Raw genomic sequence first — 16164 nt, 5'->3', positions numbered from 1 at the left:
CTGACACACGGCCGGGCTCACTCACCGACGGATGTGGCGTCGACCGCACGCCCGCGCGTCGCGGCCCAGGCCGGGACCAGGATCGCCACGAGCGAGAGCACCACGGCGATCGCGAGCACGGCCAGGTAGATCGTCACCGGACCCGACGGCAGCGGCGACCCGGTGACCACCAGGCAGAACGGCACGATCGCGCCGGCCGCGGTCAGCGTCCCGAGCAGCACCGCGATGGTGGCGATCAGGCCGCCTTCGACACCCGCCATGCGCAGCACCTGACCGCGGGTGAAGCCGCTCAGCCGCTGGACCCCGAACTCGCGGCGCCGCCGCGCGGTGGCCGTCACCAGCGTGTTCACCACGGAGATGATCGTGTACGCGAGGATCATCCCGACGAGCAGGTAGTTGACCCAGGCGCCGACCTCGTTGCCCTTCGCGTGCGCCGCGATGAGCGCCTCCCGGTCACCGACGGCCACCGGCAGCCCGGCGGTCGCCTCGCGGAGGCGGGCCGTCAGCGTCGCCGGGTCGACGCCGGGAGCGGCGCGGACCAGCAGCTGCGGGGCGAGCCCGAGCGTCGTGTGCGGGGCCAGCAGCCCGGCGGGCAGCACGAGCCGTTCGAAGCCGGGGCGCTGGTTCACGACGGCGGTCACGCGGACGTCCACCGGGGTGCCGTCGCCGAGCTTCAGCGAAAGCGTGTCGCCGACGTGGTGGCCGAGGGTCGCCGGCACCTCGACGGCGTTCCCGGTCAGTTCGCTGACGCCCAGCGCGGGCCGGCCGTCGTCGTTCTGGCCGGAGTCGAACGGCTTCTGCACGAACACCGTGCTCGTCACGTACTCCGACGCGCCGGCGACGCCCGGCACCGCACGCACCCGGTCCAGGACCGCCGGGTCGAGCCCGCCCGGCGCGCCCACGACGGCGTCCGCGCGCAGGTCTTCGGTGAAGGCCTGGTTCGAGGCCGCTTCCTGGGTCGTCTGCAGGTAGATGTTGGCGGTCGCGATGCCGACCGCGAGCATGATCGGGGTGACCGCGCCGGCCGCCCGCACCGCGCCGACGCGGGTGTTGCGCAGCGCGACCCGGCCGTTGACGCCGGTCAGCGCCTCCACCGGCCAGCGCAGCAGGGTCGCCACCAGCTTCGTGACGCCGGGGCTGATCGCCGCGAGGCCGAACGCCCACAGCATCACCGCCGGGCCGGCCGTGCTGGCCGCGACCGGGCCGGTCATCACGGCGACCGTCACGATCGCCAGCGCGGTCCCGCCGCCGAAGCACAGGATCGCGGTGATCAGCCGGATCGGCGTCAGCCAGCGCCGTTCGACGGCGGCCTCGGCGAGCGCCCTCGGTCGGCCGCACCCGCGAAGCGCGCCGGCCCGCCACGAAGGACGCGGCCAGTACGGCCAGCAGCGATGCGCCCGCGGCGACCGTCGCCGGCACCCAGCCCTGCTCGTACTGCAGGACGTCGGGCACGACGTGGTGGCCGGTGAGCTGCCCGAACAGCCCGTTGCCGAGCACCGGGCCGAGCACCACGGCGACGCCGACGGCGAGCAGCCCGACGACGAACGCCTCGCCCAGCACCATCCGCCGCAGCTGGCGGGGGGTCGTCCCGACCGCCCGCAGGAGCGCGAGTTCGCGCTGGCGCTGCTGCGTCGACAGCGTGAGCGTGCCGGCCACGACGAACACCATGACCAGCGCCGACAGCCCGCCGGACACGGCGGAGAGCACGATCAGGTTCTCACCGCTCTTGCCGGTCTCCGGGAACTCCAGGGCACCGCGGTCGACGCCGGTCGTCACCACACCGGCGTCCCCGACGGCCGCCGACACCGCGGCGACGTCGCCGCCGAAGACCCCAAGGGTGTCGAAGCGGCCCGGGTGCCCGGAGAGCAGGTCCGCGTCCGAAGGCGCGAAGAACAGCGCGGCGTCGCGCATGACCTGCGGCGCCTCGGCGATCCCGGAGATCCGGTACGGGCTGACGCGGCCGTGCGCGGCGACCGGCACCGTGTCCCCGACGGCGAGCCCGAGCCCGGCGTCGACGACGACTTCGCCCGGCTTCGGCGCCTGTCCCCTCAGCGTGTACGGCGTCAGGACGGCGGAGTCCCACGCGTGGCCGAGCACGCTCGTCGCGCCGACCTGCGCGGGGAAGGTGACCTCGCCGACCACGTTCGTCACGCCCGGAACCGCGCGCAGGCGGTCCGCGAGCGCCGCGTCCAGCCGGACGCGCTCGGGCAGGCTCGCGGTCTCGGACTTGTGCTTGTCCTCGGGATCGAGGGTCGCCGGGTCCTCACGCGGCAGCTGGAACGTCTGGTGCCCGCCGACGACGATCGGCGCCGCGGCCAGCCGCTGCACCGGCGTCTCGGCCCGGATGCCGGTCTCCATCAGGCCACCGCACGCCGAGATGACGAGCGCGCCGAAGAACACGGCGACGAACGTCGCCAGGAAGCCGCCCTTGCGCAGGCGGAGGGTCCGCAACGCCAGCTTGATCATCACGCCGCCACCCGGCCCCATTCGCCGAGGTGGGTCATCCGCTCGGCGACGGCTTCCGCGGTCGGCCGGGCCAGCCGACCGGCGATCCGGCCGTCGGCCAGGAAGACGACCTCGTCGGCGTGGGACGCGGCGACCGGGTCGTGCGTCACCATGATCACCGTCTGGCCCGACGAGCGGACGGAGTCGCGCAGCAGGCCGAGCACCTCGGCGGCGGTGCGCGTGTCGAGGGCGCCGGTCGGCTCGTCGGCGAAGAGCACGGCGGGGTCGGTGACCAGGGCACGGGCGATCGCGACGCGCTGCTGCTGGCCACCGGAGAGCTGGCCGGGCAGGTGCTTGCGGCGTCCGTCGAGCCCGACGTGCGCCAGGATCCGTTCCACCAGCCGCTTGTCCGCGCGCTTCCCGGCCAGCTGCAGCGGCAGCACCACGTTCTGCTCGACCGTCAGGGCCGGGAGCAGGTTGAACGCCTGGAAGACGAAGCCGACGCGGTCGCGCCGCAGCTTCGTCAGGTACGTCTCGTTCTTGCCGTCGAGGTCCTGGCCGTCGAGCACGACCCGGCCGGACGTGGGCCGGTCGAGGCCGGCCGCGCAGTGCAGGAAGGTGCTCTTGCCGGACCCGGACGGGCCCATCACCGCGGTGAAGCCGCCGCGCGGGAACGCGATCGAAATCCCGTCCAGCGCGACCACGCCGTCGCCGTACTCCTTGCGCACGGCCTCCAGCCGGACCGCGTCGGCTGCCTCGTGCCACCCAGTTGTCATGGGGAAAACGCTATTGAGCCCGCCCCCGGACCACCCTGGTGCGCACGCGCGTCTTCGGGGTAGGGACAGCCCTACCGGGGCACTTCCACGTGAAAGCGCCCCGGGGGCGTCAGGTGCGGCCCTTGCCGCCGAAGCCGCCGCTGATCCGGCGCAGCACCGCGCGCGGCAGCAGGCCGCCGATCGCGACGACGGCCTTGTACTGCAGGCTCGGCACGGAGATCACCTTGCCGCGGCGCAGGTCCGCGAGCGCCTCGCTGACCACCTGTTCGACACCCAACCAGGCGATTTTCGGACCCGGTTTGCCGATGCCGGCCCGCTGGTGGAACTCCGTCGCCGTGAAGCCGGGGCAAAGGGCCATCATCCGGACACCCTTCGGCAGCGACGCGGCGATCCCTTCGGTGAACGAAGTGACCCAGTTCTTGCTGGCCGTGTACGTCGAGCCGCGGCCGCTGAAGAAGCCCGCGACGCTGCTGACCTGGATGATTTCGCCGTGACCGCGCTCGATCATGCCGGGCAGCGCGGCCCGGGTGAGCCGCAGGACCGCCGTGACGTTGACGTCGAGCTGGCGCTGCAGCGCGTCCGGCGGGATGGTCCAGAAGTCCCCGTTCAGCCCGAAGCCGGCGTTGTTCACCAGGAGGTCCACCGGCCGGGCGGCGAGCCGCTCCTCGACGGCCGCCCGTCCGTCCACTTCGGACAAGTCGGCGGGCAGCACCTCGACCGCCACCCCGTGCTCTTCCCGCAGCTCAGCGGCGTAGGACTCGAGCCGCGCGACGTCCCTGGCGACGAGCACCAGGTCGTGCTTTTCGGCGGCGAGCGTGCGCGCGAACTGCGCGCCGATGCCGGCGGTGGCGCCGGTTATGAGGGCGGTGGTGGTCATGTGGGTGAACATACTCGCTGGTCACGGGCGGACGTGCGTTCGATTCGGCGGGGAAGTATCGTCCGCCGCATGGGTAAGCACACCAGGCGCAAAAGCGGCTACCTGCCCAAAGTCGCCGTGGGCGCGGCGCCCGTCGCGCTGCTCTTGGCGGCTCCCGCCACGGCGCTGGCGATCCCCGCCCAGACCCCGGCCGAGCTGACCCTGCCGCTCGACCACCGCGACGACAGCACGTTCGGGCGGGACGTCTCCACGTCGGGCGAGGACGGCTCGTCGGTGGTGCGCGGGACGGTGCTCGCGACGCGCCACGACTTCCTCGCGAAGGACATCGCCGGCGCGGTGCTCACCAGCGACTTCACCGAGCACGCGGTGACCCACCGCGAAGCGTGGCAGACGGAGACGTCGGCCGCATCGCGGGAGTTCGACTCGCTCGGCCGCACCGGCCGGCACACCCTCCGCATCGGCGAAGTCCGCGCGGTGACGGCGAACGACCAGCGCCTCGGTCAGGGCGCGGGCCACAACGTGTCCTTCTCGCCCCTCGGCGGCTACACCGAGCGCCGGGCCGGCCTGGGCGAAGGCACCAGCCACGGGGTCTGGCTGCCCGCGGGCGCCGACGTGCTGAGCCAAAACGACGAACAGCTCGACACGGGCCTGCAGGGCAGCTTCGCCGGCGACCTCCAGAGCGGGCTGTCGGCCCGCCGGTCGTCCGGCCAGGCGGTCGACCTCGGCGTCCTGGGCGGCGTCGGCGCGACGTCCGAGCAGTACGCGACCGGCCGGCTCGCCGGTGTCCTCGACCTGGACCAGAAGCACGAAGCAGGCGGCCAGCTGGGCCCGGTCTGGGGCCTGGTGAAAACGAGCCAGTCCCTCGACCCGGAAAGCCCGGCCGGCTCGATCCGCGGCGACCTCGGCGTGGACCGCGTGGTTGCCGCCGAAGGCGGCGTGACCTCGGTACGCGGCCGGCTCGACCGGTCGGCGGCGCTGAGCGCGTTCGACCGGCCGGTGCTCGGCTTCTAGCTCTCGCTCGGCTTCGGTTCCGCGTCCGCGGGCGGCTGCTGCACCGGCGTGCCCGCCGCCGGGGCGACCGGGGCGGCCGGAGCCGTGGCCGTGGCCTCCGACGGCACCGGGGCGCTCGCCTGGTGGCGGCCCGCGTCGTAGTCCTCGTCGAACGGGTCGACGATGTCCGCGATCTCGCCCAGGTCGCGCAGCAGGCGCTCGAGCCGGGACGGCCCGGCGGTCGGGACCACGCTGGCCAGCACCCATTCGTTCTCCAGCCAGGCCACGCCGACGTCGCCGCCGAGCTGGTCCGCCGCGTCGACGAGCTCTTGCGTGATCACCACGCGGGCGCCTTCCGCGTCGTCCGCGAACGCGTAACGCGCGCCGATCGGGCCGAGCATCTCAGGCATGTCCGCGCGCTGGAACGGGACGCTGGACAGCCACATCTCGATCGGGATGCGGTGCTTCTTGTTGCAGCGCACCGCGACGACGACGGCGGGGATCTGGCCCTCGGTCTCGATGTCGAAGATGAACACCGGGCGGCGGCCGTCGGAGGTGAAGGTGGACCCCGCGACGACGTTCACGGCCGCGTCCGCGCCGAAGTAGCCGATCGCGCCGTTGGACCACTGCTGCGGCAGCCGTTCGTCCTCCTCGACGAACTGCCAGCCGCGCAACTGCGCCCAGCGCATCCGCTCGCGGTTGCGCGAGCCCTCCTTCGCCCGGTCGGCCGCGAGCAGCCCCAGCCCCGCCACCAGGGCGACGGCCGCGATGACGAACCAGATCCACGCCGGAATACCCACGACGGCCAGGGTATCGCCTGTTACGCCGGAGGGATGATCGCCGGTCCCCGTGTCGCCGGGCCCATTCGGAGCATTTTCCGGCGCCGCCGGGTCGACAAATCGCCACGAGCCACTGTGGACAGCCGTGAAGGCCACCTCCGGAGAGGTGGCCTTCACGAACGGTCAGACGCGGGTGACGGTCAGCGAGTCACCGGCTTCGAGCTCCGGGCTGTCGACGCGCACGGTGTCGCCGTCCCGGATCTCACCCGACAGCAGCTCCTTCGCCAGCTTGTCGCCGATCGCCGACTGGACCAGCCGCCGCAGCGGCCGGGCGCCGTAGATCGGGTCGAAGCCGTTGAGCGCGAGCCACTCGCGGGCGCCGTCGGTGACGTCCAGGTGCAGCCGCCGCTGGGCCAGCCGCTTGGCGAGCCGGGCCACCTGGATGTCCACAATGGACGTCAGCTGCTCGGTGCCGAGCGAGTGGAACACGACGATGTCGTCGAGCCGGTTGAGGAACTCCGGCTTGAACTGCCGCTGCACCACGTCCAGGACGGCGTCCCGCCGCTGGCGCTCGTCGAGCCCCGGGTCAGCGATGGCCTGCGAACCGAGGTTCGAGGTCAGGATGAGGATGGTGTTCCGGAAGTCCACCGTCCGGCCCTGCCCGTCGGTCAGCCGCCCGTCGTCGAGGACCTGCAGGAGCACGTCGAAGACGTCCGGGTGGGCCTTCTCGACCTCGTCGAGCAGCACCACCGAGTACGGGCGGCGCCGGACGGCCTCGGTCAGCTGGCCGCCCTGGTCGTAGCCGACGTACCCCGGCGGGGCACCGACCAGGCGCGCCACCGAGTGCTTCTCGGCGTACTCGCTCATGTCGATGCGCTGCATCGCGCGCTCGTCGTCGAACAGGAACTCCGCCAGCGCCTTCGCCAGCTCGGTCTTGCCGACGCCGGTCGGGCCGAGGAACAGGAACGAGCCGGTCGGCCGGTCGGGGTCGGCGACGCCGGCCCGGCTGCGGCGCACCGCGTCCGCGACGACCTGCACGGCCTCGGCCTGCCCGATGACCCGCCGGGTCAGCTCCTCCTCCATCCGGAGCAGCTTGCCGGTCTCGCCCTCCAGCAGCCGTCCCGCCGGGATGCCGGTCCACGCGCTCACGACGTCCGCGACGTCGTCGGCGCCGACCTCCTCCTTGAGCATGACGTTCTGCTGGCTGGCCTCGCTCGCCGCGGTGGCCGCTTCGAACTCCTTCTCCAGCGCCGGGATCCGGCCGTAGCGCAGCTCGGCGGCCTTGCCGAGGTCGCCGTCACGCTCGGCGCGCTCGGACTCGCCGCGCAGCTGTTCGAGCTGCTCCTTGAGCTCGCGGACACGCTCGATCGAGCCCTTCTCGTTCTGCCAGCGGGCGGTCAGGGCCGTCAGCGTCTCGCGCTTTTCGGCCAGTTCGGCACGCAGGTTGTTGAGACGCTCCTTCGAAGCGGCGTCGCTCTCCTTCGCGAGCGCCATCTCCTCGATCTCGAGCCGGCGCACGGCCCGCTCGACCTCGTCGATCTCCACCGGCCGCGAGTCGATCTCCATGCGCAGCTTCGACGCGGCCTCGTCGACCAGGTCGATCGCCTTGTCCGGGAGGAAGCGCGCGGTGATGTAGCGGTCCGACAGCGTCGCGGCGGCGACCAGCGCGGCGTCCGTGATCCGGACACCGTGGTGCACCTCGTAGCGCTCCTTCAGCCCGCGCAGGATCGCGATCGTGTCCTCCGGCGACGGCTCGCCGACGAGCACCTGCTGGAAGCGCCGCTCCAGGGCGGCGTCCTTCTCGATGTGCTGGCGGTACTCGTCGAGCGTGGTCGCGCCGACCATCCGCAGCTCGCCGCGGGCGAGCATCGGCTTGATCATGTTGCCCGCGTCCATCGCGCCTTCGCCGGTCGCGCCGGCGCCGACGATGGTGTGCAGCTCGTCGATGAAGGTGATGACCTGGCCCGCGGAGTCGGTGATCTCCTTGAGCACGGCCTTCAGCCGCTCTTCGAACTCGCCGCGGTACTTCGCGCCGGCCACCATCGACCCGAGGTCGAGGGCGACGACGCGCTTCCCGCGCAGCGACTCGGGCACGTCACCGGCGACGATGCGCTGGGCAAGGCCCTCGACGATGGCCGTCTTGCCGACGCCCGGCTCGCCGATCAGGACCGGGTTGTTCTTCGTGCGCCGCGACAGCACCTGCACGACGCGGCGGATCTCGGTGTCGCGGCCGATGACCGGGTCGAGCTCGCCGGCGCGGGCGCGCTCGGTGAGGTCGACGCCGTACTTCTCCAGCGCCTTGAACGTGCTCTCGGGGTCCGCGCTGGTGATCCGGGCCGAGCCGCGGACCTTGGCGAACGCCTCCTGCAGCGCGTCCGGCGTCGCGCCGTGGCGCTTGAGCAGGTCGGCGACCTGCCCGCCCTCGGTCGCGAGCCCGACGAGCAGGTGCTCGGTCGAGACGTACTCGTCGCCCAGCTCGGTGGCGAGCTTCTGGGCGCGCGTCAGCGACTTGACCGCGTACGTGTCGAACTGCGGGCTCGACACCGTGGCGCCGGTCGCGGACGGCAGCGCCGCGATGAGCGGCTCGAGCTCCTTGTGCACCACCTCCGGGTCGGCCCCGACCGCGGTCAGCAGCGGTGCGGTCAGCCCCTCACCCTGCGCCAGCAGGGCGCCCAGCAGGTGGGCGGCCGACACGTGCGGGTTGCCGGCCATGGTGGCCGCCTGCGCCGCGGACGAGATCGCCTGCTGGGTCTTCGTGGTCGGGTTGAAAGCGTCCATCCCTCACCTCATGCTCGGTACACCAAAAGTCCAGGTGACAGGTCTGACCGAGACCCGTCACCATCTCTAACGCACGAAAACTTGAGTCTGTTCCGCTCAACTCTGTCCGGGCGCGACCGCGCTGGCCGGCAACCGCGAACCGAGCGGCCCGAGCCCGGCCACGGCGACGCCGGCGCAGGCTCCCACCAGCACCCAGGGTAACCAGTCGGCGACCGAGAACAAGGCCACCACCGCGGGCGCGATCACCTGCGCCACGGTGAACGCGTACTGGTAGGCAGCCAGATAACGGCCGCGGGCCACCGGAGGTGCCGCGGCTTCGGCGAGCGCCCCCGATCGGGGCCCGAAGACCAGGTCGCCGGCGGCGAACACCAGCGTCGAACCGAGCAGGTACGCCACCTGCCAGCCGTCGGGCACGAGCAGCACGCCCAGGCTGACCAGGCACCACGCGGAGAACAACGCCGAACCGACGCGCATCGCCGCGATCCGCGTCAACCGGGCGGTGAGCCGCAGCGCGAGCGTGCCGCCGACGCTGGTCAGCACGGTCAGCAACGCGAGGATCGCGCCCGGCAGCCAGGCCGGGCCGTGCAGCCGGTCGAGCACGAACACCGGCGTGCCGATCAGGAAGAAGTCCAGCGAAAGCCCGAAGAGCCCGCTGAACAGGATCAGGGCGAGGTACGGCCGGTCGCGCAGCACCCGGACCGACCGTTCGCGGACGGGCCGGCACGGCCGCACGAGCCGGACGAAGAAGACGAGGATCAACGCGGCCAGGAAGAACGTCAGTGCGTCCACGACGAGCGCGATGCGGTACCCGCCGTCCCCGAGCCACGTCAGCAGCGCCCCCGCCGTCAGGCCGCCCAATCCGAAGCAGGCGGCCCGCACCATCCCCGCTTCGGCGAACGGCCGGTCCTTCGGGCCGTCGCCGGCGACGTCGGCGATGAGCACGAACAGGGAGCTGTAGAACAGCTGCTGCCCGGCGGACAGCAGGACGGCGGCGGCCACCACCGCGCCCGCGCCCCCGGCGAGCAGGTACCCCGCGGCGCCCGCGGCCTGCAGCAGCTGGGCGCCGACGACCACGGTGCGTGGTCCGACGCGGTCGACGAGCCGGCCCGCGAGCGGCGGCACGACGAGCCCGCCGACGGCGCCCAGCGTGACGGCGGTGCCGGCCACGGCCAGCGGCACCCCGAGCACCTGCGTCACGTAGACCAGCGCCAACGGGAGGAACAGACCTGAGCCGAAGTTGTCGATCCCCAGCGCGCACAGCAGTGCGACCCGGTCACGCGTCACCCCACCGACGTTAACCCCGGCCAACGCCGCTAAGTCAGGACCGAACGGACACTTTCCGCAGCGCGAAGTAACACTTCCGGTGGGCCTGGACGCCCCGGTGTCACTTGTTCGTGTCAGCCAGGCAGGCGTCGCTGCCCAGGACGCGGCGGAGCGCGGTGTTCATCTCCGCCAGCCGCGCGGTGAGGTCGGAGACGCGCTCGTCGTCCCAGTCGCCGAGCGCCTTCTCCATGAACTCAATGTAGTTGGCCCGCCAGCGGGCGAGCTCGGCCCGGCCCTTCTCGGACACGCTGACCAGGGACGCCCGGCCGTCTTCGGGCGCGGGGCGGCGGTCGACCAGCCCGGCCGCGGAGAGCTGGGTGATCTGCCTGCTGACGACGGAAAGGTCGACGAACCGGCGCTTGGCCAGCTCGGACGGCCGCGTCTCGCCGTTCTTCGCCAGGTCGGACAGCAGCATCGCGGCCGCCGGGTGCAGCCCGGGCTCGCTCTGCCAGGCCTGCATGATCCAGGCGTGCTGCAGCTGGGAAGCGGTTTTCAGCTCGCGCATGAGCTCGACGCGGACGTCGTCGTCGATGTTGTCGAAGCCCATAAGCACCTCTCTTAGTTGTGCCATACAAGCATATTGCGGGACACTTGCTCTCGACAACCATCTCGCCGGTGAGGTCCCCCACGCCCGAGCCGGCCGAATACACCCGGTCGGAGCAACAATGCGGGCAAAAGGGCGGTCGGCGGATACCCTGCGGACGGGCCGTGCGCGCAGCACATTCCGGTGACGTTGAGTGACGAGGTGGCAGCAGTGGCGAAGGACCCAGGAGGCGGTCCCCGACCCGTGAACAACCGCTCATGACAGCCGATTCCGTCAGCCCGCTCCCCAGGTCTTCGGCCCCGCGCGAAGCCCCCGCGGCCGTGACCGCGATGGTCCGGCTCATCCGGGACAGCTGGGCCAGGTCCGAGCCGTACATCGCGGAGATCTCGCAGTTCTTCTACGGGATGCTGTTCACCCTCGCCCCGACCACGCGCGACTTCTTCCCGATCAACATGGAGATCCAGCGCGGCAGGCTGGTGCGCGCGCTGGTGCACATCGTGCAGATGGTCGACCGGCCCGACGACCTGGCGCCGTTCCTGCGCCAGCTGGGCCGCGACCACCGCAAGTTCGGCGTGGTGCCCCGGCACTACGAAGCCGTCGGGACCGCGCTGCTGGCGTCGCTCAAGAACCACCTGGGCCCGGCGTGGACGCCCGAGGTCGAACGGGCGTGGGCGGAGGCGTTCACCATCGCCGCGCGGGCCATGCAGGACGCCGCCGCGTCGGACACGAACCCGCCGTCGTGGTCGGCCACCGTGGTCGAGCACCGGCGGCTCACCTGGGACCTCGCGCTGGTCCGGCTCGTGCCCGACCAGCCCGTGCCGTACCACCCCGGCCAGTACGTGAGCGTCGAAGTGCCACAACGGCCGCGGCTGTGGCGGTACCTTTCGCCGGCGAACGCGCCGCGCGAGGACGGCGGCATCGAATTCCACGTCCGGGCGATCGACGGCGGCTGGGTGTCGCGCGCCATCGTCAGCCACACCCAGCCCGGGGACGTCTGGCGGCTCGGGCCGCCGCTGGGCCGGATGACGGTCGACCGGGAAGCGTCGCGGGGCGTGCTGATGGTCGCCGGCGGCACGGGTGTCGCGCCGCTGCGGGCCATCCTCGACCACCTCGCGCTGTGGGGCGAGAACCCGAAGACCCACCTGTTCTACGGCGGCCCGGCGCGCGAAGACCTGTACGACCTCGAAGAACTGCGCGCGCTCGCCGCGACGAACCCGTGGCTGAGCGTGACGCCGGTGGTCGAGCGCGGCGGCGAGGTCCCGGGGTTCGAGCAGGGGACGCTGGCCGAGGCCGTCACGCGGTACGGCTCCTGGCCCGGCCACGACATCCTCGTGTCCGGCTCACCGGCGATGATCCGCGCAACGGTGTCGCGGATGCTGGTCGCGGGCAGCGCGCTGGACCAGATCCAGTACGACCCGTTCACGATCGACTAGCGCGCCGGTCGTTCCGGCGGCGCTTTTTGTTACGTTCGAAGAATCAGTAACGGGTAACGGATCAATCCGGCGGCGTGATCATTTTTACGCTATGCCAGGCGGGGTTGACCGCGCGTGGCCGAATTGCTCCGTTCGAGCGGGAACGCGCGGAATCACGCGCATCTGCACGGGAATTCGCCTACAGTCGGGAACCCTCGGGGGCGGCACCGCCACAGCGACGCCGCACGCACGGCGCGAAAATCTTTGCCCTACTGGAGAAATACCGTTCCCGATGAGTGCTGAATCCGTGAGGATCTCCACCGTGCCCGAGACACTTCCCGTTTCGGCTGTGGCAGGTCGAGAGATGGCCCGGTTGATTCGTGCGAGTTTTGCGGAGGTCGAACCGAAAGCAGACGAACTGGCACAGTACTTCTACGGCGCGTTGTTCGTGGTCGCCCCCGATTGCCGGGAGCTGTTCCCGGTCACCATGACGACGCAGCGGAGCAGGCTGCTGCGTGCACTGGTGTACGTGGTGCAAATGGTCGACCGGCCCGACGAGCTGGCCACCTTCCTCGGGCAGCTGGGCCGCGACCACCGGAAGTTCGCCGTTCTTCCCCGCCACTACGACGCCGTCGGCGTCGCGCTGATCGCCGCGCTGAAACGGTTCCTCAAGGAGAACTGGACCGCCGAAGTCGAAGCCGCGTGGACGTCGGCCTTCGGGCTCATCGCCAAGACGATGCGCGAGGCCGCCCAAGCGGAGACGGGGCCGGCGGCGTGGTCGGCGACCGTGCTCGAGCACCGGAAGCTCAGCCGTGACGTCGCGCTGGTGAAGGTGCGCACCGAGGGCCTCCTGCCCTACCGCGCCGGCGGGTACGTCAGCGTGGAAGTGCCGCAGCGGCCCCGGTTCTGGCGGTACCTGTCCCCGGCGAACGCGCCGCGCGGCGACGGGCAGCTCACCTTCCACGTGCGCGCGGTGCCCGGCGGCTGGGTCAGCGGAAGCATCGTCAACCACACGAAGCCGGGCGACGTCTGGCGGCTCGGGCCGTCGATGGGCGTGCTGAACGTGCTTCCGAGTTCGGCGAAGCGGCGGCTGCTGATGGTCGGCGGCGGCACCGGGATCACGCCGCTGCTGGCGATCCTCGACGACCTTTCGCACTGGAAGCGGAACCCGCCCGTGCACCTGTTCTTCGGCGGCAAGCGACCGGAGGACCTGTACGCGCTGGAGGAGCTGCGCAGGATGGCCGCGACGGCGAAGTGGCTGACGGTCACCCCGGTCACCGAGGAGGGCGCGCTGGCCGGCGGCGACCGCGGGACGCTCGCCCACGCCGTCACGCAGCGCGGCTCGTGGCAGAACCACGACGTCCTCGTTTCCGGTTCACCGGCGATGATCCAGGCGACCGTCGCCCAGCTGCTGGCCAAGGGGATCGAGCTGGCGCGAATTTCCTACGACCCGTTCACCCTGGACTGAGATTTGTCCGGAATGCGCTGAGGAACTCTCAGCGTCGAACGCGGAACCGGCAGCGGCTCGCTATCTTTGCCGATATGGAGATGACTATTCCGGTTTCGGACGGCACCATCGACGGCTACCTGGCGGAACCCGGCGGCGCCGGGCCGCACCCGGGCGTGGTGCTCGTCCACGACGTTTTCGGGCTGAGCCAGGACGTGAAGAACATCACCGACCGCTTCGCCCGTGAGGGATACCTCGCGCTCAGCCCGGACCTGTATGCGCGCGGCGGGATGTTCCGCTGCGTGCGGCGGGTGTTCTCGGACATGTTCGCCAACCGCGGCCGGGCGTTCGACGACATCGAGGCGTCCCGCGCGCTCCTCGCCGCGCGGCCGGACTGCTCGGGCCGGATCGGCATCGCCGGGTTCTGCATGGGCGGCGGCTTCGCGCTCGTCGCGGCTTCACGCGGGTTCGAGGCGTCCGCGCCGTACTACGGGCGGCTGCCGAAGAACCTGTCGGTGCTCGACGACGCCTGCCCGGTCGTCGCCAGCTTCGGCAAGAAGGACTTCGGGCTGCGCGGCGCCGCGGCCGAGCTCGAGACGGCGCTCACCGAGCGCGGCATCCCGCACGACGTCAAGGAGTACCCGGACGCCAGCCACGGTTTCGCCAACCGGATCGACACGGTCGCACCGGTGAACCTGCTGCTCAAGGTGGTCGGCTTCACCTACCACGAGGCATCGGCCGAGGACGCGTGGCGCCGGGTGACGGCGTTCTTCGGCGAACACCTGCAGCAGCCGGCCCCACCTTCGCACTGAGCCGAGCGGAGCAGCGGATTCGTCGAACGGCGGTAGTTCGTTGACCGTTGTGCCCGAATCAACTTATGGTCTAGACCACATCTCCCCCGGATGTGCTCGTTCGTCCTTCCTGGCGGAACGACGCTGTTCCCCTTCGAGGAGCCGAAATGACCCTGAAGCGCAAGCTCTTCGCGGCCGCGGCCGGTGCGTTGCTCGCACCGGTGCTGGTCGTCGTCCTCCCCGCCACCAGCGCCAGTGCCCACGGTTACGTATCGGACCCGCCCAGCCGGCAGGCCAACTGCGCGGCCGGGAAGGTGCCCAACTGCGGCGAAATCATCTACGAACCCCAGAGCGTCGAAGGCCCGAAGGGGCTGCGCAGCTGCAACGGCGGACTGTCCCAGTTCGCCGAGCTGAACGACGAGTCGAAGCCGTGGCCCGCGAAGTCGGTGGGCACCACGGTGACGTTCAACTGGGTCTTCACCGCCCGGCACTCGACGTCGAGCTACGAGTACTACGTCGGCAACACGCGCGTCGCGCTGTTCAACGGCAACAACCAGCAGCCGCCGTCGACGCTGTCGCACACGGTGAACCTGGCCGGCTACTCGGGCCGGATCAAGGTGCTGGCCATCTGGAACATCTCGGACACGGCCAACGCGTTCTACAGCTGCATCGACCTGCAGGTCGGCGGAGGCGGCACCACCACGCCGCCGACCACGACGACCCCGCCGAGCACCACCACGCCGCCGCCGAGCACGACGACCCCGCCGCCCAGCACGACGACCACCCCGCCGTCCAGCGGAACGTGGTCGGCGGGCACGGCGTACAAAGCGGGCGACGTCGTGACGTACAACGGCGTGAGCTACCGCTGCCTCCAGCCGCACACGGCGATCGCGGGCTGGGAGCCGCCGAACACGCCGGCGCTGTGGCAGCGCCAGTGAGAGTGGTCTTGGCCGTCGTCGCGCTGCTGCTGACCGGCTGCGCGGCGACGGCCGCTCCACCGCAGTACAACGCGGCCGACGTGATGTTCCTGCAGATGCTGATCCCCCAGAACGAGCAGGGGATCGAGATCGTCCGCCTGGCTTCGGACCGCCCGGTGCCGGCGTCGCTGAAAGAGCTGGCGAAGGCGATCGAGCTGACGCAGCAGACGGAGGTCGCGGACATGCGGCGCTGGCTCCACGACTGGGACCAGCCCGAGACGATGGACATGAACCCCCAGGCCCACGCGGGCCACGGCGGCATGAAGATGACCTCGCCGGACCTGGTGGGAGCGTTGCGGGCGGTCCCGGACGGCGAGTTCACCCGCCGGTTCCTGGACGTCCTGACGGGCCAGCAGCAGGGAGCCGTCGAGCTGGCCCAGACCGAGAACGGCACGGCAGGCGGGGTCAACGGGCAGGCCCGTGATCTGGCCCGCCGGGTGATCGAGTCCCGGACGGCCGAGGTCAAGCAGTTGCTGAACACGAAGACGTAACCCCGCGGCGCGGCCGCGAGCAGCCGGGGAGGGACTGCTCGCGGCCCCACTAACGAGAGCAGGGCCTCCCCGGTCACCCGGGGAGGCCCTGCTTCGCTCAGCTGGTCAGCGGCGCTTGGGGCGCCAGACCACCAACGCCGTCTGCTGGTTGAGCGGCACCAGGTCCCGGCGGTAGGACGCGTGCGCCGCGGCCGCCGCCTGCTCCGCCGCCACGTACGCCGCGGTCAGTTCCTCCGTCAGCTCGGTGATCCGGGCCCGGAGGGCGTCGACCTGGTTCTCCAGCTCGATGATGCGCTTGATGCCCGCGAGGTTCACGCCGTCCTCTTGCGACAGGCGCTGGACCTCGCGCAGCAGCGCGATGTCCCGCATCGAGTAGCGCCGCCCGCCGCCGGGGGTGCGGCCCGGTGAGACCAGGCCCTGCCGGTCGTACGTGCGCAACGTCTGCGCGTGCATCCCGGCGAGCTGGGCCGCCACCGAGATGACGAACACCGGGGTTTCCTCGTCCCCTTCCTGGGGGATCCCGCCGAACACCAC

General features: G+C 71.5%; 13 protein-coding genes and 1 pseudogene. 6 read left to right on the top strand and 8 right to left on the bottom strand.

Translation table 11 applies throughout. The features are described from left to right. Nucleotides 1–17: 17 nt before the first annotated feature. From ACLJPY_RS37225 to ACLJPY_RS37215, 3 genes and pseudogenes are all read right to left on the bottom strand, one after another. Nucleotides 18–2466 (bottom strand): annotated as a pseudogene (locus tag ACLJPY_RS37225) (FtsX-like permease family protein). After that, a complete protein-coding gene (locus tag ACLJPY_RS37220; protein ID WP_410595693.1) occupies nucleotides 2466–3221 on the bottom strand; it encodes an ABC transporter ATP-binding protein in 756 nt (251 codons plus the stop codon). Before ACLJPY_RS37220 ends, ACLJPY_RS37225 begins: the two are co-directional and overlap by 1 nt. Before the next feature lie 109 nt (nucleotides 3222–3330). Next, nucleotides 3331–4098, bottom strand: a complete 768-nt coding sequence (locus ACLJPY_RS37215) for an SDR family NAD(P)-dependent oxidoreductase (RefSeq protein WP_410595692.1) — start codon at nucleotides 4096–4098, stop codon at nucleotides 3331–3333. A gap of 69 nt (nucleotides 4099–4167) precedes the next feature. Here ACLJPY_RS37215 and ACLJPY_RS37210 point away from each other — a divergent pair, with 69 nt between their 5' ends. Next, nucleotides 4168–5109: a hypothetical protein gene (locus ACLJPY_RS37210; RefSeq protein ID WP_410595691.1), complete on the top strand. Its 942-nt coding sequence runs from the start codon at nucleotides 4168–4170 to the stop codon at nucleotides 5107–5109. On the opposite strand, the gene ACLJPY_RS37205 is transcribed toward ACLJPY_RS37210, so the two are convergent. From ACLJPY_RS37205 to ACLJPY_RS37190, 4 genes are all read right to left on the bottom strand, one after another. After that, nucleotides 5106–5888, bottom strand: coding sequence for a hypothetical protein (locus tag ACLJPY_RS37205; protein WP_410595690.1), 783 nt, complete (start codon nucleotides 5886–5888; stop codon nucleotides 5106–5108). The genes ACLJPY_RS37210 and ACLJPY_RS37205 overlap by 4 nt on opposite strands. A gap of 162 nt (nucleotides 5889–6050) precedes the next feature. Then, the gene (gene clpB / locus ACLJPY_RS37200; RefSeq protein ID WP_410595689.1) at nucleotides 6051–8645 is read right to left on the bottom strand and encodes an ATP-dependent chaperone ClpB; all 2595 of its coding nucleotides are present in this window, start codon (nucleotides 8643–8645) and stop codon (nucleotides 6051–6053) included. Between the two features lie 96 nt (nucleotides 8646–8741). Beyond that, complete coding sequence (locus ACLJPY_RS37195; RefSeq protein ID WP_410595688.1) at nucleotides 8742–9929, bottom strand: MFS transporter; 1188 nt, start codon at nucleotides 9927–9929, stop codon at nucleotides 8742–8744. 100 nt (nucleotides 9930–10029) lie between these two features. After that, nucleotides 10030–10515, bottom strand: a complete 486-nt coding sequence (locus ACLJPY_RS37190) for a MarR family winged helix-turn-helix transcriptional regulator (RefSeq protein ID WP_410595893.1) — start codon at nucleotides 10513–10515, stop codon at nucleotides 10030–10032. 254 nt (nucleotides 10516–10769) lie between these two features. Here ACLJPY_RS37190 and ACLJPY_RS37185 point away from each other — a divergent pair, with 254 nt between their 5' ends. The 5 genes from ACLJPY_RS37185 (at nucleotide 10770) to ACLJPY_RS37165 (ending at nucleotide 15630) form a co-directional block, all read left to right on the top strand. Continuing rightward, nucleotides 10770–11945: a globin domain-containing protein gene (locus tag ACLJPY_RS37185; RefSeq protein ID WP_410595687.1), complete on the top strand. Its 1176-nt coding sequence runs from the start codon at nucleotides 10770–10772 to the stop codon at nucleotides 11943–11945. Between the two features lie 343 nt (nucleotides 11946–12288). Beyond that, nucleotides 12289–13392, top strand: coding sequence for a globin domain-containing protein (locus ACLJPY_RS37180; RefSeq protein ID WP_410595686.1), 1104 nt, complete (start codon nucleotides 12289–12291; stop codon nucleotides 13390–13392). 74 nt (nucleotides 13393–13466) lie between these two features. Then, entirely contained in the window at nucleotides 13467–14183 is a 717-nt protein-coding gene (locus ACLJPY_RS37175) for a dienelactone hydrolase family protein (protein WP_410595685.1), read from the top strand. A 146-nt stretch (nucleotides 14184–14329) separates the two neighbouring features. Next, nucleotides 14330–15100 carry a lytic polysaccharide monooxygenase gene (locus ACLJPY_RS37170; RefSeq protein WP_410595684.1) on the top strand — a complete coding sequence of 257 codons (771 nt, stop codon included), beginning with the start codon at nucleotides 14330–14332 and terminating at the stop codon, nucleotides 15098–15100. After that, complete coding sequence (locus ACLJPY_RS37165; RefSeq protein ID WP_410595683.1) at nucleotides 15097–15630, top strand: DUF305 domain-containing protein; 534 nt, start codon at nucleotides 15097–15099, stop codon at nucleotides 15628–15630. The genes ACLJPY_RS37170 and ACLJPY_RS37165 overlap by 4 nt, the downstream gene beginning before the upstream one ends. Nucleotides 15631–15735: 105 nt before the next feature. Here the strand turns inward: ACLJPY_RS37165 and ACLJPY_RS37160 are convergent, their stop codons facing one another. After that, nucleotides 15736–16161: a heat shock protein transcriptional repressor HspR gene (locus ACLJPY_RS37160; protein WP_308677897.1), complete on the bottom strand. Its 426-nt coding sequence runs from the start codon at nucleotides 16159–16161 to the stop codon at nucleotides 15736–15738. Nucleotides 16162–16164: the final 3 nt, after the last annotated feature.

Source organism: Amycolatopsis sp. lyj-23, assembly GCF_046549135.1.
GTDB lineage: Bacteria > Actinomycetota > Actinomycetes > Mycobacteriales > Pseudonocardiaceae > Amycolatopsis.
Note: the sequence above shows the minus strand (reverse complement) of the source record. Positions and strands in the feature narration are given on the sequence as shown.

Excerpts from the sequence above, each read along its gene's own strand:
- ACLJPY_RS37210 (WP_410595691.1), top strand. The coding sequence starts at position 4,168 with ATGGGTAAGCACACCAGGCGCAAAAGCGGCTACCTGCCCAAAGTCGCC.
- ACLJPY_RS37215 (WP_410595692.1), bottom strand. The coding sequence starts at position 4,098 with ATGACCACCACCGCCCTCATAACCGGCGCCACCGCCGGCATCGGCGCG.
- ACLJPY_RS37190 (WP_410595893.1), bottom strand. The coding sequence starts at position 10,515 with ATGGGCTTCGACAACATCGACGACGACGTCCGCGTCGAGCTCATGCGC.
- ACLJPY_RS37185 (WP_410595687.1), top strand. The coding sequence starts at position 10,770 with ATGACAGCCGATTCCGTCAGCCCGCTCCCCAGGTCTTCGGCCCCGCGC.
- ACLJPY_RS37180 (WP_410595686.1), top strand. The coding sequence starts at position 12,289 with ATGGCCCGGTTGATTCGTGCGAGTTTTGCGGAGGTCGAACCGAAAGCA.
- clpB (WP_410595689.1), bottom strand. The coding sequence starts at position 8,645 with ATGGACGCTTTCAACCCGACCACGAAGACCCAGCAGGCGATCTCGTCC.
- ACLJPY_RS37170 (WP_410595684.1), top strand. The coding sequence starts at position 14,330 with ATGACCCTGAAGCGCAAGCTCTTCGCGGCCGCGGCCGGTGCGTTGCTC.
- ACLJPY_RS37220 (WP_410595693.1), bottom strand. The coding sequence starts at position 3,221 with ATGACAACTGGGTGGCACGAGGCAGCCGACGCGGTCCGGCTGGAGGCC.
- ACLJPY_RS37175 (WP_410595685.1), top strand. The coding sequence starts at position 13,467 with ATGGAGATGACTATTCCGGTTTCGGACGGCACCATCGACGGCTACCTG.